Source organism: Bacillus sp. 005/A4HT-01/001 (assembly GCF_004634445.1).
Taxonomy (GTDB): Bacteria; Bacillota; Bacilli; order Bacillales; family Bacillaceae; genus Bacillus; species Bacillus altitudinis.
Map to the genome: position 1 here is coordinate 138,020 of NZ_SEIZ01000002.1, position 25,534 is coordinate 163,553.

Consider the following 25,534-nt stretch of genomic DNA (forward strand, 5'->3'; position numbering starts at 1 on the left):
TTTCAATAATTAAAGGAATCTGCGTTTTACTTTTTCCCAATAGGAGTTATCTTTTAATTTGACCGTTTTGATCACTTTACCAGAAAGGCCAATGTCAATTTGTTTGACATGTTTTGTACCTAGCGCTTCGTTATCAAGACCGATAATCGGATGGTCGTTACCGTCCTGAACAACCTTTAGTGTCAGCTTGCGATCACTGCTTAAAATGAAAGGAGCTCCAAGTGTACGGTATGAGTTGTTATTCAGCGATGCCAGCTCGGTTACTTGCATACACGGAAGCATAGGATCCACCACGGCGCCATTGACAGATTTATTGTAGGCCGTTGAACCGGTCGGAGTGGAAATAATCATCCCGTCGCCTCTAAAGGTTTCAAAATGGAAATCATCTATATACACATCGATGACAAATGTTTTAATGATGCTAGAGCGGATCGACAGTTCGTTTAAACAATGGAACTGGTTTGTACTGTCAACGCTTACATCGATGATCGGATATTTTCTCACTTCAATTTGTTCAGTGTTCATGGCATCAATCATTTTATCAAAATGTTCTAACGAAAAATCGCAGTATAGGTGCGAATTCTCTGTTTTTGATACCCCTACATACAAGCAGTCATCCCGGAAGTTCGTTTTGCGGACCGCTTGAAGAAATGTACCATCTCCACCAATTGAAGCAATGATATGGGCATCTTCTGCACGCTTTACGACGTGAAAGCCTTGATCGGTAGCGAGCTTCTCCAGAGAAGAAATGTGTCCATCCAATTCATGATCTTTTTTGTAAAAGAAAAATACATTGCGACGATTGTCTGTCATTGACGTTCTCCCCTTTGTTGTCAAAAATAGATTTCGAGTAGTAAAGGGCTTACATAAAAACCCTTGCTCACATTTTACACTTTTTTCATATGAAAGTAAAAATATTAGAAAGACGCTTCATCATGATAGAGGCTTCCATTTGAGAAATGAGTCATTGTAAGTGATTAGACAACGCTGACTTTGAGCATAATTTAATAGCTCATTTTGGAGGCTAGAGAGGTCTGGGCGTTTCGTTGTGGAGATGATCTGAGCTATTAGATGTAGGAAGAGGATAAAATAACCAATTTTTCGTCATGATGAGCAAATGATAGAAGATGTAAAGTTGATCGTCATTTCACATCGGTGCTATCATATGTTGAAATGAAATGTAAAAAAACCACAGTTCCTGTGAAACATTTCATGTGTGTATTCGTATGAACGAAGTGAGACAAAAAGGAGGAGAAAGAAATGAATGCGAAAAGATGGGTAGCCTTAATCATTGCACTTGGTGTTTTCGGCTTTTCGATTGTGATTAGTATCACGACGGCCTTGTATGAAAGCTTCAATGATAATAAGATGAGCTATCAATTCGGGGACGAAATCGAAGAAAAGGTACTAGAGGATGGCAGCGGAGCGAGTAAAATTGCTGTACTTGAGATTAATGGTACGATTCAAGATAACGGTGGTGCATCCAGTCTTTTAGGCGGGGAAGCATATGATCATCGTGCGTTCTTAAAAGAATTAGATAAAGCAAAAGACGATGCGTCTGTGAAAGGTGTCTTGCTGCGTGTCAACTCTCCTGGCGGCGGTGTCTATGAAAGTGCTGAAATACATAAAAAATTAGAAGAAGTAAAGAAAGCGAAGAAGCCAATTTATGTTTCCATGGGTTCAATGGCGGCTTCTGGCGGCTATTATGTATCCACTCCAGCGAAAAAAATCTTTGCTTCACCTGAAACGTTAACAGGCTCTCTAGGGGTCATCATGCAAAGTTTGAATTATGCAAAGCTGGCAGATAATTTAGGCATCAAATATGAAACCATTAAAAGTGGAAAATTCAAAGACATCATGTCTCCAAATCGTGATATGACAAAAGATGAGCGTGCTATCATGCAAAGCATGGTTGACAACTCTTATGAAGGCTTTGTGAAAGTCATTTCTGAAGGACGCGGCATGTCTAAGCAGGACGTCAAGAAAATTGCTGACGGCCGGGTCTATGACGGAACACAGGCGAAATCGAACGGATTAGTGGATGAGCTTGGGTACTATGAAGATGCACTAAAAGCAATGAAGAAAAATGAAAAAGGCCTAAAAGGAGCAAAGGTGATCAGCTATTCACAAAGCTTTGGCTGGAACTCTCTTTTCAATATGAGTGCAAGCAAGCTCTTTAAAAGCGAAATTGATTTTCTGAACTTAAAAGAAACACTGGCTGGCTCAAATGGGTCTAAACCGATGTATCTCTATTCAAAATAAAGGAGGGATCATAGATGGATTCTACATTCGATGAAGTAACGGAAAGTCGCAGCCAAGAGGGAGAATCAAGGCCGACTCTTGCGAAGCGCACTTCAATTGAAGCGCAGGCCTTTGCAGGTTTCTGGATTAGATTTTGGGCATTTATCCTAGATTGGCTCGTCGTATGGGGTGTTAACCATTTGACGGTTTCTCCAATCTTTAGTCTCTTTGGCTGGTCAAAAGGTGGAGGCTGGTTTTCCCCATTTTCCGTCACAACCACAATTGTCTTTCTGCTTTATTTTGCGATCATGACGAAGATTTTCCAACAAACACTTGGAAAGATGGTGTTTGGAATCAAAGTCGTCTCACTTCAGCCGGAGAAGAAGCTGTCATGGGATGTCATTTTCTTTAGAGAAATTGTGGGGCGATATATTAATACGCTTTTTGTTCTCTATGCTGTGGTTGGGTTCACGCCGAAAAAGCAAGGGGTTCATGACTACTTTGCAGATACGGTGGTTGTTCATGAACATTTATATGAAAAAACAGAATCAAACGCATAACCAAAGAGAGTTTGGCCGGGTACCGGTCAAACTCTTTTTTTGGGTGATTGGGTATAAAATCCAGAAGGAGAGCCATAATCGTAGAGGAAGCATCATTTGTTATGGAGGAAGTGAGCACAGTGCTGTACGTTTGGATTGCCGCTTTTTTGTTCCTTGTGATCTTATTGATCTTTATGAAAGTGACCATTTCACTGGACTATTCACATGCAAATGACAATGACCATATTGCGGTGAAGATCATCACCTTATATGGAATCGTCAGACTGAAGAAAGACATTCCGATGGTGAAAGTGAATACGGAAGATCAAACGATTGATATTCGTGAAAAGAAAATGGCCAGCACCAAAACGCCTAATCAAGAAAAAGAAACCATGCATAAAAAAGTGGGAAAACGTGATGTGAAAGAAATCCTTCATCAAATGGAGCGTATTACAAAAGAGATTGTCGATCTAAACCGGATCATGCGAAAGTTCTTCATTCATATAAAAATCGTCTCATTTCACTGGTCCACATGGATTGGTTTTCATGACGCAGCTTTAACAGGTGTAGCAGCCGGCGGTGTGTGGTCAGTCAAAGGAGCACTTCTTGCCTTTATGCAGGAGCATCTCACCTTTAAGCACAAACCCGTCTATGAAGTGATTCCCGCTTTTCAGCACAATGTATCACAGACACACTTTGCATGTATAGCTTATTTTCGGATTGGACATGCTATGCTTGCAGCCATTCGATTACTTGTCCATTGGTTAAAAGGGAGAAAGGCGAGAAAAAATGCCTCTCTTCAAGCAACGAAGAATGAATCATCTGTTTAAGGAGGAACCCGAAAATGGCAGATCATCCAATCCAAGGTCTGATGAAGACAGCGATGGAAAACTTAAAAGAAATGATTGATGTGAACACGATCATCGGCGATCCAGTCGAAACCCCTGACGGCAGTGTCATTCTCACTGTGTCAAAGGTTGGTTTTGGATTTGCAGCCGGCGGCAGTGAATTCAACGGTAACCAAAAGAAAGAAAAACGGTCTGATGAACAAGAACGAAAAGAACCGAGACTCCCATTTGGAGGCGGAAGCGGCGGGGGAGTATCGATTACACCAATCGCCTTTTTAATTGTGGGAACAAATGGCGTTAGAATGCTTCATTTGGATGAACACACACATCTGCTCGATAAAATATTGGATTCTGCTCCTCAAGCAATTGAACGTCTTCAGCACATGTTTAAGAAGGATGAACGGGAGCATCGTCACAAAGAACGAAAACTAGATGACATAGACCTTTAAAAAGTTAGCTGCCCTGCAGTTAACTTTTTTTTCAAAATGGACGATTAGGCTTTGCAGTTTTTTGCTTTCTCTACTATGATAGAACCATACATTTGATAAGGGAGGAATTGTTTTGGCATCGATCACATTTAAAGGGAGCCCAGTAACGCTTGTAGGAAATGAAGTGAAAGTAGGCGAGCAGGCTCCAGATTTCACGGTATTAACGAACTCACTAGGGGAAGTTTCACTTTCTGATTTAACAGGAAAAGTGACGATTATCTCAGTGATTCCTTCTATTGATACAGGTGTGTGTGACGCACAAACAAGACGTTTCAATGAAGAGGCAGCCGGCTTAGGTCCGGTCAATATTTATACCATTAGTGCAGACCTACCATTTGCACAAGCACGCTGGTGCGGAGCAAACGGAATTGAAAATGTCGAAACATTATCTGATCATAGAGATATGTCATTTGGTGAAGCGTTTGGTTTATATATGAAAGAATTGCGTTTATTGGCGCGTGCGGTCTTCGTATTAGACCCAAGCGGAAAAGTGGTTTACACTGAGTATGTAAGCGAAGCAACCAATCATCCAAATTATGAAAAAGCCATTGAGGCTGCGAAATCACTGTTATAAAAGCAGCATCGACAAGAGCTCCGGCTTCATACTGGGGCTCTTTTCAATGAGAACATATAGCTTTTAACAAAGCGAGGAGAGAAAAGCATTGCAGAAAGATCAAGTGAGTACGATTTTTGAGCTGCTCGATACAGCTTCAATTCGTTTAAAAAAGGAACAGAACATTTCCTATATTGAAGCATTGGCAGAAGCAGGAGAAGCCTTTTTCCAGTCAAATGATCGAAACGGTTTACTAAAAGATTTAATAGAGAAAGCAGATTTCGCCTCTTATGATCATGAGCAGATTCGTAAAGCGTTTCAGCTCGCCGTACTGAAAGGACAAAAAGATATTTCACATCCAAACCGGCAGATGACACCTGATACAATTGGTCTGTTTGTCAGCTATTTGGTCAATAAATTTTTAGAAGGACAAAAAGAGCTGGTTGTCTTTGATCCAGCAGCGGGAACAGGGAATTTACTGCTTGCGGTCCTCAACAATGTAACAGCAGAAACAACACGTGGTTTTGCCTCTGAAATTGATGACGTGCTCATTAAAATTGCGTGGGCACAAGCGAACTTAGAAGAAAAAGAAGTAGAGCTTTTCCACCAGGACAGCCTTGAGCCGCTTCTTATCTCACCAGCAGATGTTGCTGTATGCAGTCTTCCTGTCGGGTATTATCCAAATGATGAGCGCGCTAAAGACTATGAATTAAAGGCAAAAGAAGGTCATTCCTTTGCGCATTATTTATTCATTGAGCAAAGTCTTCGTTACACGAAAGAAGGCGGCTTCTTATTCTTCATCATTCCAAACGATTTATTTGAAGGAAAAGAAAGCGTACAATTAAAGGATTTCATCAAAGAACATGCATATATGAATGCGTTAATTCAGCTGCCAGTCTCTATGTTCAAAGACAAAAAGCATGCCAAAAGCTTATTTGTGATGCAAAAGAAAAAAGAGGGGCTCGAAGCACCGAAACGTATGCTATTTGCCAATCTGCCATCTTTCTCACAGAAGGAAGCAATGGTTGGCGTCATGAGAAAATTAGACCAATGGTTTATAGAAGAAAAAGAAACGAAAGAATAGCCAGAGTGATGTCTGGCTATTTTATTATTCAGAAAATAACGACTTATTGATGTAAGCGGTAACAGTTCGAAGGTGTACTTGAAATGCAAAGTTTTCAATGTTTAAATGAAAAAGTCAGATATTTTTCGGACTTATCGTTAAACTATAAAAGACCCGTTTAAACAGGTTGAATATAGCACCGAAAAAACGTGAAACCTTATATAACAACTGAGTAAAAGGAGCGACAGTAATGTCCAAAATTATTGCAATCAACGCAGGAAGCTCATCTCTTAAATTCCAATTGTTCGACATGCCAGAAGAAACCGTTTTAACAAAAGGTCTTGTTGAAAGAATCGGAATGGACAACAGTATCTTCACGATTTCTGTAGATGGAGAAAAGAAAACAGAAGTCACAGATATTCCAGATCATGCAGTAGCGGTTAAAATGCTGCTTGAAAAACTAATTGAATTTAACATCATCAAAGACTTTAATGAAATTGATGGCGTAGGACACCGCGTCGTTCACGGCGGAGAAAAATTCAGCGATTCTGTTGTATTAACAGATGAAGTCATCAATGACATTGATCAGCTTTCAGAGCTTGCACCACTTCACAACCCTGCAAACGTTGTAGGAATCAAAGCATTTAAACAAATTCTGCCTGACGTACCAGCGATTGCTGTGTTCGATACAGCGTTCCACCAAACAATGCCAGAGCAGTCTTACCTATACAGCCTTCCGTACGACTACTACAAAAACTTTGGTATTCGTAAATACGGATTCCACGGGACAAGCCATAAGTTCGTAACAGAGCGTGCAGCAGAGCTATTAGGCCGTCCTCTTGAAGAGCTTCGTTTGATTTCTTGCCACCTTGGAAATGGTGCAAGTATCGCAGCAGTTGAAGGCGGAAAATCAATCGATACGTCAATGGGCTTCACACCACTTGCGGGTGTTGCAATGGGAACACGTTCAGGTAACATTGACCCTGCCCTTATTCCATTTATTATGGAGAAAACAGGACATACAGCGGAAGAAGTACTTTCTACTTTGAATAAGAAGAGTGGTCTTTTAGGTGTGTCTGGTCTTTCAAGTGATCTTCGTGATATCGAAGAAGCGACAGAAGAAGGAAACGACCGTGCAGAAGTAGCACTAGATATTTTTGCAAGCCGTATTCATAAATACATCGGTTCTTATGCAGCGAGAATGAATGGTGTAGATGCCATCATCTTCACAGCTGGAATCGGTGAAAACAGCTCAGAAGTGAGAGCACGTGTACTTCGTGGTCTAGAATTCATGGGCGTATACTGGGATCCATCTCTTAACAACATGAGAGGCGAAGAAGCATTCATCAGCTACCCTCACTCTCCTGTAAAAGTCATCGTGATTCCAACGAACGAAGAAGTCATGATTGCAAGAGACGTTATGCGTTTAGCGTAACATCCTTTTAAAGCTCTTTTCCTCAGCGGAAAAGGGCTTTTTTCTATTGAAATCAGCATGCTATAATGTGAGGCAATATGAAAGGAGCGGTGTGAAGAGATGAGCGTCGAAGAACATAAACGCGAAGCGAAAACGAGGCTTCATGTAAAAGTCATTACCGTCAGTGATACAAGGACAAAAGAAACAGATAAAAGCGGCCGTCTGATGATTGATTTGCTCAAAGAACAAGGGCACCTTATTCTTGCATACGATATTGTGAAAGATCACATTGGAGCGATTCAAGACGCCGTTTTAGAAGGAACAAGTGAAGCGAAGATTGATGCCGTCTTGTTAAACGGGGGAACTGGTATTGCAGCAAGGGACGTCACGATTGAATCCATTACACCTCTTTTCTCAAAAGAGCTGCCGGGCTTTGGAGAAATTTTTCGCATGCTGAGCTATACAGAAGATATTGGATCAGCCGCTATCTTATCTAGAGCGACGGCAGGGGTGATTAACCAAAAAGCCGTTTTTGCCACACCAGGCTCTACCGGAGCAGTTCGGTTAGCCATGACCAAACTCATTATTCCAGAGCTTCCTCATGTCTTGCGAGAGCTTGAAAAAGATCAAAAATAGCCCAAAATGACTCTGCCAAGAAAATTTGGCAGAGTTTTTTTCATAAAGGGGTTGAAAAAACAATTTTTCCTTGTTACAGTGTATACATACTAAATGCATGTTTATAAATTAAAACTTATTTTTATGCAAAAAACATTCACAGAATCAAAACAAGCGAGAGGAGCTTTTCAAACATGTCACAAAATAAAAAAGTCGTATTAGCATATTCCGGAGGTCTTGATACCTCTGTTGCAGTTAAATGGTTACAGGAGCAAGGTTACGAAGTTGTTGCTTGCTGCCTGGACGTAGGTGAAGGAAAAGATTTAGCATTCGTTCAACAAAAAGCACTTCAAGTCGGAGCTGTTCAATCTTACATGATCGACGCAAAAGAAGAGTTTGCTGAAGAATTTGCACTTGCAGCACTGCAAGCACACACGATGTATGAAGGGAAATACCCGTTAGTATCTGCACTATCTCGTCCGCTCATTGCCAAAAAATTAGTGGAAGTCGCAGAAAAAGAAAATGCCGTAGCCGTTGCACACGGATGTACAGGAAAAGGAAACGACCAAGTTCGTTTTGAAGTATCAATCAAAGCATTGAATCCAGACCTAGAAGTTCTTGCACCAGTGCGTGAATGGAAATGGTCTCGTGATGAAGAAATCGACTATGCACAAAAGCACGGTATTCCAATTCCGATTAACTTAGATAGCCCATATTCAATTGACCAAAACCTTTGGGGCAGAAGTAACGAATGTGGTATTTTAGAAGATCCTTGGGCAGCGCCGCCAGAAGGTGCTTATGATCTGACAAATCCACTTGAAAAAACACCTGACACACCTGAAATCATTGAAATCACGTTTGAAAAAGGAAAACCAACAGCGATTGACGGAATCCAGTATTCATTATCTGATCTGATCCTTCATTTAAATGAAGTTGCTGGCCAGCATGGTGTAGGCAGAATCGATCATGTTGAAAACCGTCTTGTTGGAATCAAATCTCGTGAAGTGTATGAGTGCCCAGGTGCAGTTACCCTATTAAAAGCACACAAAGAACTTGAAGACTTAACGCTTGTCAAAGAAGTAGCACACTTTAAGCCAATCGTTGAACAAAAAATGGCTGAATTAATATACAACGGCTTATGGTTCTCACCACTTAAATCAGCACTAGATGCATTCTTACAAGAAACGCAAAAGAACGTAACAGGTGTTGTACGTGTGAAACTATTTAAAGGCCATGCCATTGTAGAAGGACGTAAATCACCATATTCACTTTATGATGAAAATCTAGCAACTTACACAAAAGCAGATGAATTCGATCATGATGCAGCTGTAGGATTTATTAACCTTTGGGGTTTACCAACAAAAGTAAACAGCATCGTGAACAAAAAGGAGCAGGTTAAAGCATGAAAAAGCTTTGGGGAGGCCGATTTCAAAAAACACCAGAAAAATGGGTCGATGAGTTTGGTGCATCCATTCATTTCGACAAACAATTAGTCAAAGAAGATCTGACCGGCTCCCTTGCCCATGCAAGTATGCTGAATAAATGCGGTATCATCGGTGATGAGGAGGCCGCTGCGATCAAAGACGGACTGAATACGCTCATGAAAAAGGCGGAGGCGGATGAACTCGATTTCTCAGTAGATTATGAGGACATTCATTTAAACCTTGAAAAAATGCTCATTGATGAGATTGGTCCGCTTGGCGGCAAATTGCACACAGCGAGAAGCCGGAATGATCAGGTCGCAACCGATATGCATTTATATTTGAATAACCAAGTAGAGCATATCATTGAGCTGATCTCTTCTTTTCAAACAGTGCTTGTAGAAAAAGCTGAACAGCACGTTGAAACGATTTTTCCAGGATATACGCACTTACAGCGTGCACAGCCTATCTCCTTTGCCCATCATATGCTCGCCTACTTTTGGATGCTTGAGCGGGACAAAGCGCGTTTTCAAGATTCATTGAAGCGGATTAATGTGTCACCACTTGGATGCGGGGCGTTAGCAGGAACGACATTCCCAATTGATCGTGAATATACAGCAGAGCTTCTTGGCTTTGACCATATTTACGAGAACAGCCTTGATGGCGTGAGTGATCGTGATTTCATTTTAGAGTTCTTGTCTAATAGCAGTCTTGTGATGATGCACCTCTCACGTCTTTGTGAAGAAATCATTTTATGGTGCTCTCAAGAATTCAAATTTATTGAGCTTGATGACACGTACGCAACAGGCAGCAGCATGATGCCGCAAAAGAAAAACCCGGATATGGCTGAATTGATCCGCGGCAAAACAGGGCGGGTATATGGCAACCTGATGGGGCTGCTCACGATTATGAAAGGCTTGCCGCTTACGTATAACAAAGACTTGCAAGAAGATAAAGAAGGCATGTTTGATACGGTGAAAACGATCGCTGGCAGCCTGCAAATCTTCACAGGCATGATTCAAACGATGACAGTGAACGAAGATGTCATGAAAAAAGCAACAAAAGAAGATTTCTCAAATGCGACCGAAGTGGCAGACTACCTTGCGAAAAAAGGTATGCCATTCCGTGAAGCACACGAAATCGTAGGGAAGCTTGTGTATACATGCATTCAAAAAGGCATCTATTTAAGTGACCTTCCATTTGAAACATTTACAGAAGCAAGCGGCCTCTTTGAACAAGATATTTACACTGTTCTTGATCCGTATGTTGCTGTTGAAAAAAGAACAAGTGCAGGTGGAACTGGATTTAAACAAATTCAGCTCGCTTTAGAAAAAGCAAAAGCCTGCCTAGCATAATTCGCCAAAACCATTCGTTTATACGGATGGTTTTTTTCATGGGAAAAAGGAGATTGATCTTCACTGGAGAAAATGAAAGCATACCAGTGTCAAGCTGAATAAGGAGTGACAACAGTTCATGAAGAAAACGCTGCAGGCTTTGTTTGATCAGCCTATCGTATCAGTGAAAACGTTAGGAGAACCATACGACGGCAGGGCTAATGATGTGTGGCTGATTTCCTTACAAGACCAAACGGAATATGTAGTGAAATCTCCAAAAACTGCAAGAGAAGAAAGTGAATTTGTGTATGGGATCAACATGATTTATGGAGTAGATGCCCGTACTGTACAAGAGCATCTTGATGAAATCAATGAAAAGCTGGCTCATACGAATTCCTTTCATATTCCGAAAGTTGTTCGTAAAGTGAAGAAGGCGGGGAAACACTTTTATGTCATGGAAAAAGTAGAAGGAATCCCTTTAACATCTTTTGAGGGCCGTTCAGCACAATTCTATAGGGATTACGGGAGGAAACTAGCGCATCTTCATTCATATCAAACAACCTTTTTCGGAGCAGTATACGGGGGAGAAAAGAGACATTTGAGAGAATTCCATGCGCTGTTAAAAAAGGCAGTTTCCAAACTTATCAGCCGCTATTACGCTGATCAGCCTGAATATCAGGATTATGCAGAAAAGGTGCAGCAAAAGCTTGAAACGCTAAGTCCTCCTGATTCAGCCAGTCTCATTTTAATTGATTTAGACCCATCGCAATATATTGAAGACGATGATCAAGTGGCGAGTCTAGTTGATACGGAATATGTCGTATTTGGACCAGCTGCGTTTGATTTTATTGCACTCGAATACCTTTTGACGAAAGAAGCTGCACAAGCGGTTCAATTAGGATATGAAGAGATTTGCCCGCTTCCTCGCCAGCTTCATGAGGTGAGAGAATGCTATCGGTTTGTTTCGCTGCTTCTCGATATCCATGGTTCATGGGATATGAAAAAGTGGATGAATCACCCTATACGGTTTTCCCCTCATTGTTAAAGGGTTCAAAAGTGCGAAGGGAGCCGGTTTATAGTAAAGTAAAGATAATAAAAGAAACACATGAACTTGCAACCTTTGTTTTAGGAGGAGATTGTGTGCGACACGCATTAATAACAGCGGGTTCTAAAGGACTTGGCAGGAAAGTCACCGAGTCTTTACTGAATATGGGGTATTCTGTGACAGTGAATTATCGAAGTGATGATGAAGCTGTCCGGCAGATGAAAGAAGAACTGCAAGAATACGAAGAAAAGCTTCAATTTGTCCAAGGCGATGTGACAAACAAAGAAGATTTAAAAAACATGGTCGAGCTGGCAGCAGAGCGATTTGGGCGGATTGATGCCTTGATCAATAATGCTGGACCTTATATTTTTGAACGAAAAAAACTCGCGGATTACTCTGAAGACGAATGGTATCAAATGATGGAAGGCAACCTATCCGCAGTGTTCCATTTGTTCCGAATGGTGATCCCTATGATGAGAAAACAAGGCTTTGGCCGGATTATCACATATGGCTTCCAAGGTGCAGACCATGCGCCAGGCTGGATGCACAGATCAGCTTTCGGAGCGGCAAAAGTGGGCCTTGCGTCATTGACGAAAACCATTGCGATTGAAGAAGCCGAAAACGGCATCACCGCTAATATGGTGTGTCCAGGCAAAATCGTTGGAGACATGAAAGAATCAACGATAGAAGAAGCACGTCAGATAAAAGACGATGAAACACCGATTGGTCGGTCTGGGACAGGTGAGGATATCGGTCGTATCATTTCATTTCTATGTGATGACCGTTCAGACCTCATTACAGGAACCGTCATTGAAGCAACAGGTGGTCTTAATGTCATTCACAGGCACTAAGTTTTTCAGCTTTTTATAGAGGGAATAGACAAAATGAGATCAAATTCGAAAGGTGGATATATTTACATGAAAGCTACATATCATGGACATTCAGTCGTACACATTGAAACAAACGGATACCATATTTGGATTGATCCATTTTTAAATGGAAATAAGCACACGGATATCAAACCGCAAGATGTGAAAGCAGATGTCATTTTGCTCACGCACGGGCATGGAGATCACGTCGGAGACACGATTGAAATCGCTAAAAACAATGACGCACTCGTGATTGCGCCATTCGAACTTGCCACTTATTTAGGCTGGCAAGGGGTGAAAACGCACCCGCTTTCTATTGGCGGCGGACGTGAATTTGAATTTGGTAAAGTCAAGCTGACGCAAGCGTTCCATGGCTCAGCGGTCATTGATGAAGAATCCAAAACGATTACGTATACAGGGATGCCATCCGGTATTTTATTTACTGCTGAAGGCAAAACAATTTATCATGCTGGAGACACGGCTCTCTTCTCGGATATGAAACTCATTGGGGAGCTGAATCATATTGAGCTCGCCTTCCTGCCAATAGGGGATAACTTCACGATGGGACCAGACGATGCGAGAATCGCAGCAGAGTGGCTTCGTGCGAAACAAGTCGTACCGATTCATTACAGTACATTCCCGCCGATTGAGCAAGATCCTCATGCGTTTGCAGACAGCTTGCATGGCGGCGTGGGTCACGTATTAAACAGTGGAGAATCCATCGATATATAATTAATAGAAAGAAAAGCCGGCACCCTACCGGCTTTTTTATTTGCCTGTATCGTGCTCGTGTAAAAGACAAATTGCTATTAAAAGCCTCCTGCCTTTATAATGAAATATAGATGAAAACGCTGAAAACAAAAAGGGTGAACGGGATTGGCGACAAAGCATGAGCAAATTTTATCGTATATTGATTCATTGGATGTCGGAGAGAAAATTTCTGTCCGGCGTATAGCGAAAGAAATGAAAGTCAGTGAAGGCACGGCTTACCGGGCTATTAAGGATGCTGAAAATAAAGGGTTCGTGAGCACCATTGAACGAGTCGGTACCATTCGAATTGAACAGAAGAAAAAAGAAAATATTGAAAAGCTGACATATGCGGAAGTGGTCAATGTCATTGATGGTCAGGTGCTTGGTGGACGAGCTGGCTTACATAAAACGTTAAATAAATTTGTCATCGGTGCAATGGAACTGGATGCAATGATGCGTTACACAGCAGCAGGCAACCTGTTGATCGTCGGAAACCGAATCAATGCTCACCGGCAAGCATTAGAGGCGGGAGCGGCTGTGCTGGTCACGGGCGGATTCTCAACAGATGATGAAATTATTCAGCTCGCAGATGAGCTTGAGCTGCCCATTTTATCAACAAGCTACGATACATTTACCGTAGCGGCTCTCATTAACCGGGCCATTTATGACCAGTTGATTAAAAAAGAAATTGTGCTTGTGGAGGATATTTTAACGCCGATTGAACGGACAGTCTATTTATCGCCAGAAGACAAACTTGAGAAATGGTATGAAAAGAATTATGAAACCGGGCACGGCCGGTTCCCGGTAGCAGACGATCAAATGAAAATACACGGCATTTTGACCTCAAAGGATATTGCAGGCCATGACCGTTCTACACCGATTGAAAAGGTGATGACAAAAAATCCGCTGACCGTTATTGGCAAAACATCTGTCGCTTCAGCTGCACAAATGATGGTGTGGGAAGGTATTGAGGTGCTGCCAGTTGTAAATGATCATGCGAAGCTGATAGGGATGATTAGCCGTCAGGACGTGCTGAAGGCGCTGCAAATGATTCAAAAGCAGCCGCAGGTCGGTGAAAAGCTGGATGATGTCGTTTCTAGAGGGTTTAAGGAAGCCGATACAGAAAAACCAAAAACAGATGCGGTGTACCAATATGAAGTCTCACCACAAATGACAAATCAGCTCGGCAATATTTCGTACGGTGTGTTTACACAAATTTTAATCGAATCAGCCAACCGCTTCTTAAAGTCTCATAAAAAAGGTGAACTAATTGTAGAAAGTCTTTCTGTCTATTTCTTAAAACCAGTTCAAATGGAATCCACGATACAGATCAAACCGAATATTTTAGAAGTTGGGCGCAAGTTTGGAAAACTGGAAGTGGAAGTTTACCACCAGTCAAATATTGTAGGCAAAGCGATGCTGATGGTGCAGCTGATGGAGAGAGGATAATAGGCAGAAAAGGGCGGCATGAATGCGCCCTTTCTCTATTATGCGTGGTCTTTTTCGCCTTCCTTTAAAAAGAGCGGAAGATAGTGCTTATAGGCTTTATATCCGGCCCATGTACTGCCGATACCAACTGCAACAAAAACAAACCCAATGACAAATGCCAGTGACGAGCGGTTTAAAAATAATTGATTCACACCGAAGAGCAGGACAAAGCAGCCAAGTGCCATACTTGATTTGGCAGACCAGAATTTCTTTTCGACCGGCCGGTTCGTACGGACATTCTTTGCTTTGTAGTATAAATAAAACATGGCAGAACAAATAATAAACACAATCAAAACAAGCATGTGCCAAGCCTCCATTGTAAGTGGTTACAACCCTATTTTAAACGTAAATAGGCTTGCTTACTAGAATAAATTGTCTATTCCTCACTTTTCTGTCTGGGTAGATTATGATTTAATAATAAAAAGAGTATCGCATAAGAAGGAGTATTTATGAAAAAAGAACTGATTAGAACCATATCATTATATGACACCATCATCATTCATAGACATGTAAGACCTGATCCAGACGCATATGGATCGCAGTGCGGCCTTACGGAAATCTTGCGTGCCACCTATCCAGAAAAAAATATTTATGCGACAGGAACCCCTGAGCCATCCCTTTCATTTTTATATGAATTAGATGAGGTGCCAGATGAAGTGTACAAAGGTGCCCTTGTCATTGTCTGTGACACTGCGAATCAAGCAAGAATTGATGATCAGCGTTATTCAATGGGCGATAAGCTGATGAAAATTGATCATCATCCGAATGAAGATCCGTATGGTGATTTGCTTTGGGTTGATACAGAAGCAAGCTCTGTTAGTGAAATGATTTATGAGCTGTATTTAGAGGGGAAAGAAGAAGGATATCAGCTGAATACAAAGGCGGCAGAACTCATTTATGCCGGCATTGTAGGAGACACAGGCCGTTTCCTTTTCCCAAACACAACGAAAAAGACACTCAAATATGCGGGTGAACTCATCGAATATCCGTTTTCATCATCAGACCTTTTCAATCAATTGTATGAGACAGATTTGAATGTCGTGAAATTAAATGGCTATATTTTTCAACATATCTCCTTATCAGAGAATGGCGTAGCTTCTGTTTTTATTAAACGTGACATTTTGGAGTCATTCCAAACAACAGCGCAGCAAGCCTCACAGCTTGTTGGGACACTTGGAAATATTGCAGGGATTAAGGCATGGGTCTTTTTTGTGGAAGAGAACGATCAGATTCGTGTGAGATTCCGCTCAAAAGGCGTCGTCATTAACACCATTGCTAAAAAATATCATGGCGGAGGTCACCCGCTTGCAGCCGGTGCGTCCATATATGATTGGGCAGTTGCAGATGAGATTTTGCGTGATTTAGAAGAAGTATGTAAATCATCATCGTGAGAGAGGGGCTTCAAGTCCCCCCTCTCTTTTTTTGTGCTTGAGAAAAGGGTTACTTGGATACAGGGATAAACCAGCAGCCGATGTCAGTTGAATCTTCATAGGCTTGGAGATTTTGATGCTTTAATTCTTTTTTAATTAAATGGGCCATCATTTCTGTCTCAGCATAAGCACACATGCCGTCTTTAATCCGGCTTGCTTTGTCTCGTGCCATTTGACGATAGCTGTAAACCTCCATTGTTCTCACCTCTTTCTTATAATCATCTCGTTCTTCTTTTAGTGTATAAAAATAACAAGTGAAAAGCGATCATTGAGTGCAGAAATTCATAAAAATTCCACATCATCTATTATTCAGCAAAGGAAATACGCACTTCAAGCGATAGCTTTGTATAAATGGTCAGCTCAGTGACTTTGGCGCGGTATGCCTTTTCTCTAATCGTATATTCTTTATTTTCCACGGTCCGTTTTAAGAGCTCTTTTGTTTTATAGACACTTTCAATATCCTTTGTGATCACCTCTGAGATATCCTCTTTCACCTGATCTTCAAATTTCAAGGTATCTGGCTCCGGGATTTTGTACTGCTCACGGTTGACGAGGTGAACATCTACGCTCTGAATAAGCAGACGCTGCTTATTGTCTTCATTTAATTTATGCAAATCTTCCCGATAGAGTGTGATTTGTTCTTTCAGACTGTCCATATGGTGCTGCTGGCTTCTGAGCAGTGTCACTTGCTTCTCTTGAAAGGTGCCATACGTAAAGAGAAAAATCAGCCAGCTGATAATTGCGCCGAACATCATCCCAGCAAAAAAACGCTGCCAGCCTGGACGTTTATACAGCTCAGGCACCCTCATGATGACACATGCTCCTGAGTGAGCCACGTAATCAGGAGATACCCCGTTTGCGCACCGCCCATAGCAGAGATAATTAACAAGATCTGCTTGAAAATATCACGTGTGTTCCCTTCGAAAATCCCTCTTTCAAAACTATAGACCGCATCAAAAGTTCCACCGATTGCCGCAACAAGTGCCCAAATTTTTAAGCGGTTGGCAAGACTTGAAATAATTGATAGCGGTGGCTGACCAGATAAATATGCACCTACCCCGCCGATAATGGCACCGCCCAAAATAACCCCCAGTGCGATAAAATAACAGCTAATAAAGTTTGGAATAAAGGCTTCCTTCACATCCATTTTTCCCACCTCACTCTATTCAATATATGGCGTGTGCTGGACAAGTATGAACGAGCGGAAAAGAAAGAACATTTGTTTCTCACCGCATCGCGTTTTATAATGAAAGAATGAATTTAGACGAAAGGAGTGGATTAAGCATGTCCTATGTTCATCTTCAGGTCCACAGTGGATACAGCTTGTTGAGCAGTGCAGCGAAGGTCAAGGAGCTCGTATTAAAGGCGAAAGAACTTGGCTATCAAGCGCTCGCTCTTACCGATGACCATGTGATGTATGGAACGGTTGAATTTTATAAGGAATGTAAAACGCATGGCATCAAACCGATTATCGGTTTAACAGCTTCTGTCTTCATAGATGAACAAGAGACAGAGGCTTATCCTTTGATCCTCCTTGCCAAAAACAATGAAGGCTATCAAAACTTGATCAAAATTAGCAGTGTCTTGAAATCAAAGTCAAAAACCGGCCTGAAAGAGAAATGGCTGAAAGCCTATCATCATGGCCTTATTGCCATCACACCAGGCGTATCCGGCTATATTGAAACGCTGCTGCAACATGATCAGCTAGATGAAGCAAGGGATGCAGCCAGCCATTTAAAAGATCTTTTTGGTGAGGAACATGTGTATTTAGCCGTTCAGCCGTTTCAGCAGGACGAAGAGCTGTCTCATAAGCTCAGGGAACTCTCAAAAAGGGCGAACATCCCGCTTGTGGCAACAGGTGACGTCCACTATATCCATCAAGAGGACAAAACCGCATATACATGTTTAAAAGCCATTAAAGCAGGCCAGCAGTTATCAGAAATTGAGGAAGACCAAGGAGACAAGCATTTCAGATCGATCGAAGAAATGATGAAGTGGTATGGTGATGATCCTGAATTGCTGGCAAGAACGGTTGAGATTGCAAACCGCTGCGAGGTCGATTTAAATCTTGGTCAGACGAAACTGCCAACCTATCCGACACCTGATCAATCAACCGCTGATCAATTTTTACGAAGAGTGTGCCAAGAAGGCATGAAACGAAGACAGATTGCTTCAAATGACACATATATCAAAAGGCTTGAGTATGAGCTAAGCATCATTCAAAAAATGAATTTCAGTGATTATTTCCTCATTGTGTGGGATTTTATGAAGTATGCTCATGATCATGGCATTGTCACAGGTCCTGGCCGGGGATCAGCAGCAGGCTCTTTAGTTGCGTATGTTCTGTTTATTACAGATGTCGATCCGATTCGTCACGGGCTTTTATTTGAGCGTTTTTTAAATCCTGAACGAATCAGCATGCCGGATATAGATATCGATTTCCCTGACACGAGAAGAGATGAAATCATTTCATATGTAAAAGACAAATATGGGGATATGCATGTGGCGCAAATTGTCACGTTTGGAACACTTGCCGCAAAGGCAGCTTTAAGAGATGTCGGACGTGTGATGGGAATTGATTCAAAAGCAGCAGACCACCTTGCAAAGCTCATCCCATCAAAGCCAGGGACGACACTGAAAGAAGCGGTGACAGTCTCCTCAGAATTAAAAACACTGCTCCAGCAATCTGAAGAGCTGCAAAGAGTGTTTCAAACCGCTTTAAAGGTAGAAGGATTACCAAGACATACATCAACACATGCAGCCGGCGTTGTCCTAAGTGAGGAGCCGCTCACACAAGTCGTGCCTATTCAAGAAGGCCATGATGGAGTGTATTTGACACAATATGCGATGAATTATTTAGAAGATCTCGGTCTTTTAAAAATGGATTTTTTAGGTTTGAGAAACTTAACATTAATTGAATCCATTAAAAACCAGATTGAAAGACAGGAAAACGTCCACATTAACTTTAGTGACATTTCATATGAAGATCAGAAAACGTTTGATTTGTTATCAGCGGGAGATACAACGGGGATTTTCCAGCTGGAGTCACAAGGTATGCGTCAGGTGCTGAGACGACTGAAACCTTCTAGTCTAGAAGATATCGTGGCTGTCAATGCCTTATACCGCCCGGGTCCGATGGAGAATATCCCGCTCTTTATCGACCGAAAGCATGGCAGAGTGAAGGTCTCCTACCCGCATCCAGATTTGTATGACATCTTAAAGGATACATATGGGGTCATCGTCTATCAGGAGCAAATCATGCTGATTGCAGCAAAGATGGCAGGCTTTAAGCTGGGCGAGGCTGATTTACTAAGAAGAGCCGTTTCAAAGAAGGATAAAAAGGTGCTTGATGAAGAGCGAAGCCATTTTGTTGAAGGATGCCTAAAAAAGGAGTATCCTGTTAACATTGCAAATGACGTTTATGACCTAATCGTCAAATTTGCAAACTATGGTTTTAATAGAAGCCATGCTGTTGCATATAGCATGATCGGCTTTCAGCTTGCTTATTTAAAAGCGCATTATCCGTTATATTTTATGTGCGGTCTTTTAACGAGTGTGATTGGAAATGAAGACAAAGTGGCTCAATATTTCTATGAGGCAAAGGAAAAAGGGATATCTGTGTTGAAGCCTTCTATTAATAAGAGCGAATTTCCATTCACGGTTGAAAAAGGGGAGATCCGCTACAGCTTAAGAGCGATCAAAAATGTCGGAGTGTCAGCTGTAAAGGATATATACAGAGCAAGGCAGGAAAAGCCATTTGAAGATTTATTTGATTTTTGCGCAAGGGTATCAACAAAGAGTGTCAACCGAAAAACGATTGAAGCCCTCATTTTCTCAGGGGCAATGGATGAACTTCATCCAAATCGTGCTTCGTTATTAGCATCGATAGATATTGCGTTAGACCATGTGTCATTTTTAACACCTGAGGATCAACTGGACTTTCTTGGGGATACAACGTTCTCCATTAAGCCAAAATATGCGGAGATAGACGAACTGCCGCTTGTTGATCTCCTGCAATTTGAAAAAGAGGCACTCGGGTTATATTTATCAAATCACCCTGTACAAGCGTATCGAGATCGCTTAAGAGAGAATGGTGCGGTGGAAATCATCAGACTTTCTTCCTATATAAAGCGAAAGATCTCAATGGGTGGTCTTTTGACAAAGGTGAAATCGATTCGGACAAAAAATGGACAATCGATGGCATTTGTCACATTCGGGGATGAAACGGGAGAAATGGAAGGTGTCGTCTTTCCAGAGCAATTTAGAAAGCTGTCCCCCTTACTTGAGGAGGGCGCAATGCTTTATGTTGAAGGCAGAATAGATGTCAGAAATGAGAGCAGTCAAATCATCGTGCAAGAAGCTGTTCTACTGGAAGAGATGGGCTCTAAAAGAAAAGAATCTGTCTACATTCGAGTCAAAGAAGAGAACCATACGCAAGAGCTGCTAGAACAAGTGAAACGAGTGATCTCCATGCACAGCGGAGAAGCAGATGTCTATTTGTATTATGAAAAGCAAAAAAAGACGATGAGACTTCCAGATGCATACAAAGTTCATGCAGATCATGCGGTGATTTTCCAGTTAAAAGAGCTGCTCGGTGAACAAAACGTTGTGATTAAATGATGACAAATCGTCTGAATATGTTTTACAATTTCACCTATTGTGTTATCATTTTAAAGATTCTGTGTATTTAAACTGCCAAGTATGTGCTTATCAACTTAGCAATTCATTAAATCATTTTCCACTTGAAGGAGTGTTCATCACATGTCATTAAGAGAAGAAGCATTACATATGCACAAAGAGAATCAAGGCAAACTCGAATCAAAATCAAAGGTACAAGTGAAAAATGCGAAAGACTTGAGCTTGGCTTACTCACCAGGTGTGGCAGAGCCATGTAAAGATATTTATGACGACACAAGCAAAGTGTATGATTATACAATGAAAGGCAATATGGTTGCTGTTGTCACAGACGGAAGTGCTGTGTTAGGGCTTGGAAACATTGGGGCAGAAGCATCTCTTCCAGTAATGGAAGGAAAAGCTGTATTATTCAAAAGCTTTGCAGGTGTTGATGCATTCCCAATCGCACTTGCAACAAACGATGTAGACAAAATCGTTGAAACAGTGAAGCTTCTTGAGCCGACATTTGGTGGCGTGAACCTTGAAGATATTGCAGCACCAAACTGCTTTATCATTGAAGAGCGTTTGAAAAAAGAGACAAACATTCCTGTTTTCCACGATGATCAGCACGGGACAGCGATTGTAACAGTGGCAGGACTTGTGAATGCACTGAAGCTGTCTGGAAAATCAATGTCTTCAATTAAAGTGGTTGCAAACGGCGCTGGAGCAGCAGGAATTGCGATTATCAAACTTCTTTATCATTTCGGTGTACGTGATATCATCATGTGTGATACAAAAGGCGCTATTTATGAAGGCCGTCCGAATGGTATGAATGCAGTGAAAAATGAAGTAGCTAAATTCACGAACCAAGATCGTAAAGAAGGTTCTTTAGAAGAAGTGATTGAAGGCGCAGATGTCTTTATCGGCGTTTCAGTAGCAGGTGCTTTAACTAAAGAAATGGTTGGGAAAATGGCAAAAGATCCTGTCATCTTCGCAATGGCTAATCCAAACCCAGAGATCATGCCAGAAGATGCACATGCAGCAGGTGCAAGTGTTGTAGGAACTGGCCGTTCTGACTTCCCGAACCAAGTGAACAACGTCCTTGCATTCCCTGGTATTTTCCGCGGAGCGCTTGATGTACGTGCGACACACATTAACGAAGAAATGAAAATTGCAGCTGTTGAAGCGATTGCTTCTCTTGTATCAGATGAAGAATTGTCAGCGGAATACGTTATCCCTGCACCATTTGATGCACGAGTAGCGCCAGCGGTAGCCAAAGCAGTGGCAAAAGCAGCAATGGAAACGGGCGTTTCAAGAATCAAGGTAGACCCAGAAGCTGTTGCAGAAAAAACAAGAAAATTAACGATTATCGGCGAGTAATCGAATTGGAAAAGTGTGCACGTTTTTTCTGAATTTGGAGGAAAAACGTGCACCATTTCCTCTCTTTCACGAAATTTTTTTCATCCTAAATGAGATTTTTTTGTAGACGTTCACAATTCACATATACCAACTACTCAGCGCCCCAAACCTATACTCATTTCTCATCAATTCCCCACTGAAAAAATTGAATGAAGGATGACAGCGTTTGACAAAAAAAGTACAATAGTTTCGGTACAGTTATGACATGTCCTATAATAGTGGATGTGCGTGTAAAGAAAAAACCCTTCAAAAAGGGAGGTAGTCATTTGTCAATCAAGAATATTTTCAGTAAAAAGAAAAAATATGCATCTGTACCCTCTGAACAGGCAAGTCAAGATGTGCCTGAAGGCATCATGACCAAATGTCCGCAATGTAAAAAAATAATGCTCACCAAAGAACTAGATAAAAATTTACGTGTTTGCATGAATTGCGGCAGACATTTGCAAATGAATGCAAAACAACGTATTGAAAGCCTTGTAGACGAAGGCACATTTGAAGAATTTAACGGTCACCTCATTTCTGAGAATCCGCTCGGTTTCCCAGGCTACGAAGAAAAGCTTCAGAAAGACAGAGAAAAAACATCTTTGAATGAAGCCATCGTAACAGGAAAAGGTGAAATTAAAGGTCAAAGTGCTGTCATTGCTGTCATGGATGCCACGTTCCGTATGGGCAGCATGGGCTCAGTCGTTGGTGAAAAGATTACATTAGCTATTGAGAAAGCAAAAGCGGACAAGGTGCCATTTATCATCTTCACTGCATCTGGAGGAGCAAGAATGCAAGAGGGGATTCTTAGTCTAATGCAGATGGCAAAAACAAGTTCAGCATTAAAGCTGTTCAGCGAGGATCAAGGTCTGATTATCTCTGTGATGACCAATCCGACAACTGGTGGTGTATCAGCTAGTTTTGCGTCTCTCGGTGATTACAACTTTGCTGAGCCTGGTGCATTAATTGGTTTTGCTGGTCGCAGAATCATTGAACAAACCATTCGTGAAGACCTACCAGAGGACTTCCAAACGGCTGAATTTTTAATGAAGCATGGTCAGCTAGATGCTGTGATTCACCGTGCAGAAATGAAAGAAACATTAGGCCAAATCTTAGCATTACACAGCACAGGAGGTGAACGAGAGTGGCTGGAGAACTAGAATTTGAAAAACCTGTCATTGAACTTCGAGCGAAAATTGATGAATTGAAAAAGTTCACACAAAACTCAGAGATGGATTTAAGTGCGGAAATTGAGCGCCTTGAAACGCGTCTGAGTAAGCTTGAAACAGACATTTATACAAATTTAAAGCCGTGGGACAGAGTGCAAATTGCTCGTCATGCGATGCGCCCAACAACTCTCGATTACATTCAAGAGCTGTTTGATCACTTTTTCGAATGTCACGGTGATCGTTTTTATGGCGACGATGAAGCCATCGTTGGAGGAATTGCCACGTTTAAAGGACTTCCTGTCACAGTCATTGGTCATCAGCGCGGAAAAGACACAAAAGAAAACTTGCGCCGTAATTTCGGGATGCCGCATCCAGAAGGTTACCGTAAAGCATTGCGCTTGATGAAACAAGCAGATAAATTTAATCGTCCAATCATTTGCTTTATTGATACAAAAGGAGCTTATCCTGGTAAAGCAGCTGAAGAACGCGGGCAAAGTGAAGCAATTGCGAAAAACCTTTTCGAAATGGCAGGACTTCGTGTACCGGTTGTCTGTATTGTCATTGGAGAAGGCGGAAGTGGCGGAGCACTAGGCTTAGGCGTAGGAAACCACCTATTTATGCTAGAGAACTCAACATATTCAGTGATTTCACCTGAAGGTGCAGCAGCACTGCTCTGGAAGGATTCATCACTTGCAAAAAAAGCTGCAGAATCAATGAAAATTACCGCTCCAGACCTAAAAGAATTAGATATTATAGATGATGTTATTAAAGAAGTGCAAGGTGGAGCACACCGAGACGTGAAACAACAAGCAGCCTACATTGAAAAAACATTAAAACAGTCACTTACATCTTTGCTCAAACAATCGCCTGAAGAATTAGTCGAACAAAGATATCAAAAATACAAAGCAATCGGCAAAGTATCGATTGAAAATCAATATATTGGGGTAAACTAAATAAACGTACAGCCTTTTGGCTGGCGTTTATTTTTTTCGTCTTTTTTCATCAAAACGATCTGATGTAAGCGCTATTTGAAAATAATTTTCTTTTGTTTTCATAAAATTTGAAACGTCTGAAAACGTTGATTTCACAAGGTTTAGAGCACTTGAATCAACTGTTTTTTGAACAAAGTGCTTTCATGACTTTCTTAACTTTTGTTTAAAAACATTTTATTTAATTGTATAATAAGTACGGTTTTAGAAATTCGTATTGAAAACATCCGGTTTTGCTCATGATTGTTTTCAAGCAGTGGAAATGGTATGTTTAATTCATATATGGTCTCTGAGGTGAAAAAGATGAAGCGTATAGGAGTTTTAACGAGCGGTGGGGATTCCCCAGGAATGAATGCAGCTGTGCGCGCAGTTGTAAGGAAAGCAATTTACCATAATGTAGAAGTTTACGGTATTTATAATGGATATTCAGGTCTAATTAACGGTAAAATTGAGAAACTCGAAATAGGTTCAGTAGGCGATATCATTCATCGCGGGGGAACAAAACTTTACACGGCAAGATGTCCTGAATTCAAGACAGTTGAAGGTCGTGAAAAAGGGATTGAGAACTTAAAAAAATTCGGTATTGAAGGACTTGTTGTCATCGGTGGAGATGGCTCATTCATGGGAGCGAAGAAATTAACAGAGCTCGGTTTTCCATGTGTAGGTGTCCCTGGCACGATTGACAATGACATTCCTGGTACTGATTTCACTATTGGCTTTGATACAGCACTAAATACAGTCATTGATGCCATTGATAAAATTCGTGATACAGCCACATCTCATGAACGTACATACGTAGTGGAAGTAATGGGAAGACATGCAGGGGATATTGCCCTTTGGTCAGGTCTTGCAGGCGGAGCTGAATCGATTTTGATTCCTGAAGCAGACTATGACATGGACGAAATTATTGCCAGATTGAGAAGAGGACATGAGCGCGGCAAGAAGCACAGTATCATCATCGTCGCAGAAGGCGTAGGCAGCGGTGTCGAATTTGGTAAGAGAATTGAAGAGGAGACAAGCCTTGAAACGCGTGTATCTGTCTTAGGACATATTCAGCGTGGAGGTTCTCCAAGTGCGTTTGACCGAGTGCTCGCAAGTCGCTTAGGAGCGTATGCAGTAGAACTTCTTCTTGAAGGAAGAGGCGGACGCTGTGTAGGCATTCAAAGCAACGAACTCGTTCATCACGATATTTTAGACATCTTAGATAAAAAGCATACAGTCGATCAAAATATGTACCGACTTTCACAAGAGCTCTCTATATAA

Annotated in this window: 25 protein-coding genes; 20 read left to right on the forward strand and 5 right to left on the reverse strand. The window is 41.5% G+C overall.

The window, feature by feature from the left end; all coding sequences use genetic code 11:
- Window positions 1-9: 9 nt before the first annotated feature.
- Complete coding sequence (locus tag ES896_RS06260; protein WP_008343132.1) at window positions 10-813, reverse strand: NAD kinase; 804 nt, start codon at window positions 811-813, stop codon at window positions 10-12.
- Between the two features lie 447 nt (window positions 814-1,260).
- On the opposite strand from ES896_RS06260, the gene sppA reads away from it, so the two are divergent.
- The 14 genes from sppA (at window position 1,261) to ES896_RS06330 (ending at window position 14,629) form a co-directional block, all read left to right on the forward strand.
- Window positions 1,261-2,262, forward strand: a complete 1,002-nt coding sequence (sppA, locus tag ES896_RS06265; RefSeq protein ID WP_008343134.1) for a signal peptide peptidase SppA — start codon at window positions 1,261-1,263, stop codon at window positions 2,260-2,262.
- Window positions 2,263-2,276: 14 nt separating this feature from the next.
- Window positions 2,277-2,801, forward strand: coding sequence for an RDD family protein (locus tag ES896_RS06270; protein WP_007501737.1), 525 nt, complete (start codon window positions 2,277-2,279; stop codon window positions 2,799-2,801).
- Between the two features lie 101 nt (window positions 2,802-2,902).
- Window positions 2,903-3,610 carry a DUF2953 domain-containing protein gene (locus ES896_RS06275; protein ID WP_008343138.1) on the forward strand — a complete coding sequence of 236 codons (708 nt, stop codon included), beginning with the start codon at window positions 2,903-2,905 and terminating at the stop codon, window positions 3,608-3,610.
- A gap of 14 nt (window positions 3,611-3,624) precedes the next feature.
- A complete protein-coding gene (gene ytfJ, locus ES896_RS06280) occupies window positions 3,625-4,077 on the forward strand; it encodes a GerW family sporulation protein (RefSeq protein ID WP_007501733.1) in 453 nt (150 codons plus the stop codon).
- A 112-nt stretch (window positions 4,078-4,189) separates the two neighbouring features.
- Complete coding sequence (gene tpx, locus ES896_RS06285) at window positions 4,190-4,690, forward strand: thiol peroxidase (protein WP_007501731.1); 501 nt, start codon at window positions 4,190-4,192, stop codon at window positions 4,688-4,690.
- Between the two features lie 88 nt (window positions 4,691-4,778).
- On the forward strand, window positions 4,779-5,753 hold the full coding sequence (locus ES896_RS06290; protein ID WP_035391146.1) for a class I SAM-dependent methyltransferase: 975 nt from the start codon (window positions 4,779-4,781) through the stop codon (window positions 5,751-5,753).
- Between the two features lie 229 nt (window positions 5,754-5,982).
- Complete coding sequence (locus tag ES896_RS06295) at window positions 5,983-7,167, forward strand: acetate kinase (RefSeq protein ID WP_007501728.1); 1,185 nt, start codon at window positions 5,983-5,985, stop codon at window positions 7,165-7,167.
- Between the two features lie 99 nt (window positions 7,168-7,266).
- Window positions 7,267-7,782 (forward strand): MogA/MoaB family molybdenum cofactor biosynthesis protein, encoded by a 516-nt coding sequence (locus tag ES896_RS06300; RefSeq protein ID WP_024718668.1) that lies wholly within the window; start codon window positions 7,267-7,269, stop codon window positions 7,780-7,782.
- Between the two features lie 173 nt (window positions 7,783-7,955).
- Complete coding sequence (locus ES896_RS06305) at window positions 7,956-9,167, forward strand: argininosuccinate synthase (RefSeq protein WP_008343148.1); 1,212 nt, start codon at window positions 7,956-7,958, stop codon at window positions 9,165-9,167.
- Window positions 9,164-10,537, forward strand: coding sequence for an argininosuccinate lyase (gene argH / locus ES896_RS06310; protein ID WP_008343150.1), 1,374 nt, complete (start codon window positions 9,164-9,166; stop codon window positions 10,535-10,537). Before ES896_RS06305 ends, argH begins: the two co-directional genes overlap by 4 nt.
- 118 nt (window positions 10,538-10,655) lie before the next feature.
- A complete protein-coding gene (locus tag ES896_RS06315; RefSeq protein ID WP_135226575.1) occupies window positions 10,656-11,561 on the forward strand; it encodes a phosphotransferase in 906 nt (301 codons plus the stop codon).
- Between the two features lie 95 nt (window positions 11,562-11,656).
- Window positions 11,657-12,412, forward strand: a complete 756-nt coding sequence (locus tag ES896_RS06320) for an SDR family oxidoreductase (RefSeq protein ID WP_008343153.1) — start codon at window positions 11,657-11,659, stop codon at window positions 12,410-12,412.
- 66 nt (window positions 12,413-12,478) lie between these two features.
- On the forward strand, window positions 12,479-13,162 hold the full coding sequence (locus tag ES896_RS06325; protein WP_035391153.1) for a metal-dependent hydrolase: 684 nt from the start codon (window positions 12,479-12,481) through the stop codon (window positions 13,160-13,162).
- 144 nt (window positions 13,163-13,306) lie between these two features.
- A complete protein-coding gene (locus tag ES896_RS06330; RefSeq protein ID WP_007501721.1) occupies window positions 13,307-14,629 on the forward strand; it encodes a CBS domain-containing protein in 1,323 nt (440 codons plus the stop codon).
- 38 nt (window positions 14,630-14,667) lie between these two features.
- Here ES896_RS06330 and ES896_RS06335 read toward each other — a convergent pair whose 3' ends face one another.
- The gene (locus tag ES896_RS06335) at window positions 14,668-14,970 is read right to left on the reverse strand and encodes a YtpI family protein (protein WP_008343164.1); all 303 of its coding nucleotides are present in this window, start codon (window positions 14,968-14,970) and stop codon (window positions 14,668-14,670) included.
- Between the two features lie 147 nt (window positions 14,971-15,117).
- Between ES896_RS06335 and ES896_RS06340 the strand changes: the two genes are divergently transcribed.
- The gene (locus ES896_RS06340; RefSeq protein WP_007501719.1) at window positions 15,118-16,059 is read left to right on the forward strand and encodes a DHH family phosphoesterase; all 942 of its coding nucleotides are present in this window, start codon (window positions 15,118-15,120) and stop codon (window positions 16,057-16,059) included.
- 49 nt (window positions 16,060-16,108) lie between these two features.
- Here ES896_RS06340 and ES896_RS06345 read toward each other — a convergent pair whose 3' ends face one another.
- The 3 genes from ES896_RS06345 to ytrH all read right to left on the reverse strand — a co-directional run bounded on the left by ES896_RS06345 (window position 16,109) and on the right by ytrH (window position 17,245).
- A complete protein-coding gene (locus tag ES896_RS06345; protein ID WP_008346082.1) occupies window positions 16,109-16,294 on the reverse strand; it encodes a YtzJ family protein in 186 nt (61 codons plus the stop codon).
- 109 nt (window positions 16,295-16,403) lie between these two features.
- Window positions 16,404-16,907 carry a sporulation membrane protein YtrI gene (ytrI, locus tag ES896_RS06350; protein ID WP_007501718.1) on the reverse strand — a complete coding sequence of 168 codons (504 nt, stop codon included), beginning with the start codon at window positions 16,905-16,907 and terminating at the stop codon, window positions 16,404-16,406.
- The gene (gene ytrH, locus ES896_RS06355; RefSeq protein WP_007501717.1) at window positions 16,904-17,245 is read right to left on the reverse strand and encodes a sporulation membrane protein YtrH; all 342 of its coding nucleotides are present in this window, start codon (window positions 17,243-17,245) and stop codon (window positions 16,904-16,906) included. Before ytrH ends, ytrI begins: the two co-directional genes overlap by 4 nt.
- 137 nt (window positions 17,246-17,382) lie before the next feature.
- Here ytrH and dnaE point away from each other — a divergent pair, with 137 nt between their 5' ends.
- The 5 genes from dnaE to pfkA all read left to right on the forward strand — a co-directional run bounded on the left by dnaE (window position 17,383) and on the right by pfkA (window position 25,534).
- Entirely contained in the window at window positions 17,383-20,718 is a 3,336-nt protein-coding gene (gene dnaE / locus ES896_RS06360; RefSeq protein ID WP_135226576.1) for a DNA polymerase III subunit alpha, read from the forward strand.
- A 141-nt stretch (window positions 20,719-20,859) separates the two neighbouring features.
- Window positions 20,860-22,092, forward strand: a complete 1,233-nt coding sequence (gene ystJ / locus ES896_RS06365) for an NADP-dependent malic enzyme (protein WP_007501712.1) — start codon at window positions 20,860-20,862, stop codon at window positions 22,090-22,092.
- A 305-nt stretch (window positions 22,093-22,397) separates the two neighbouring features.
- Window positions 22,398-23,273, forward strand: coding sequence for an acetyl-CoA carboxylase, carboxyltransferase subunit beta (accD, locus tag ES896_RS06370; RefSeq protein ID WP_008346077.1), 876 nt, complete (start codon window positions 22,398-22,400; stop codon window positions 23,271-23,273).
- Window positions 23,258-24,235 (forward strand): acetyl-CoA carboxylase carboxyl transferase subunit alpha, encoded by a 978-nt coding sequence (gene accA / locus ES896_RS06375; RefSeq protein ID WP_017358272.1) that lies wholly within the window; start codon window positions 23,258-23,260, stop codon window positions 24,233-24,235. The genes accD and accA overlap by 16 nt, the downstream gene beginning before the upstream one ends.
- A 339-nt stretch (window positions 24,236-24,574) precedes the next feature.
- The gene (pfkA, locus tag ES896_RS06380) at window positions 24,575-25,534 is read left to right on the forward strand and encodes a 6-phosphofructokinase (protein WP_017358271.1); all 960 of its coding nucleotides are present in this window, start codon (window positions 24,575-24,577) and stop codon (window positions 25,532-25,534) included.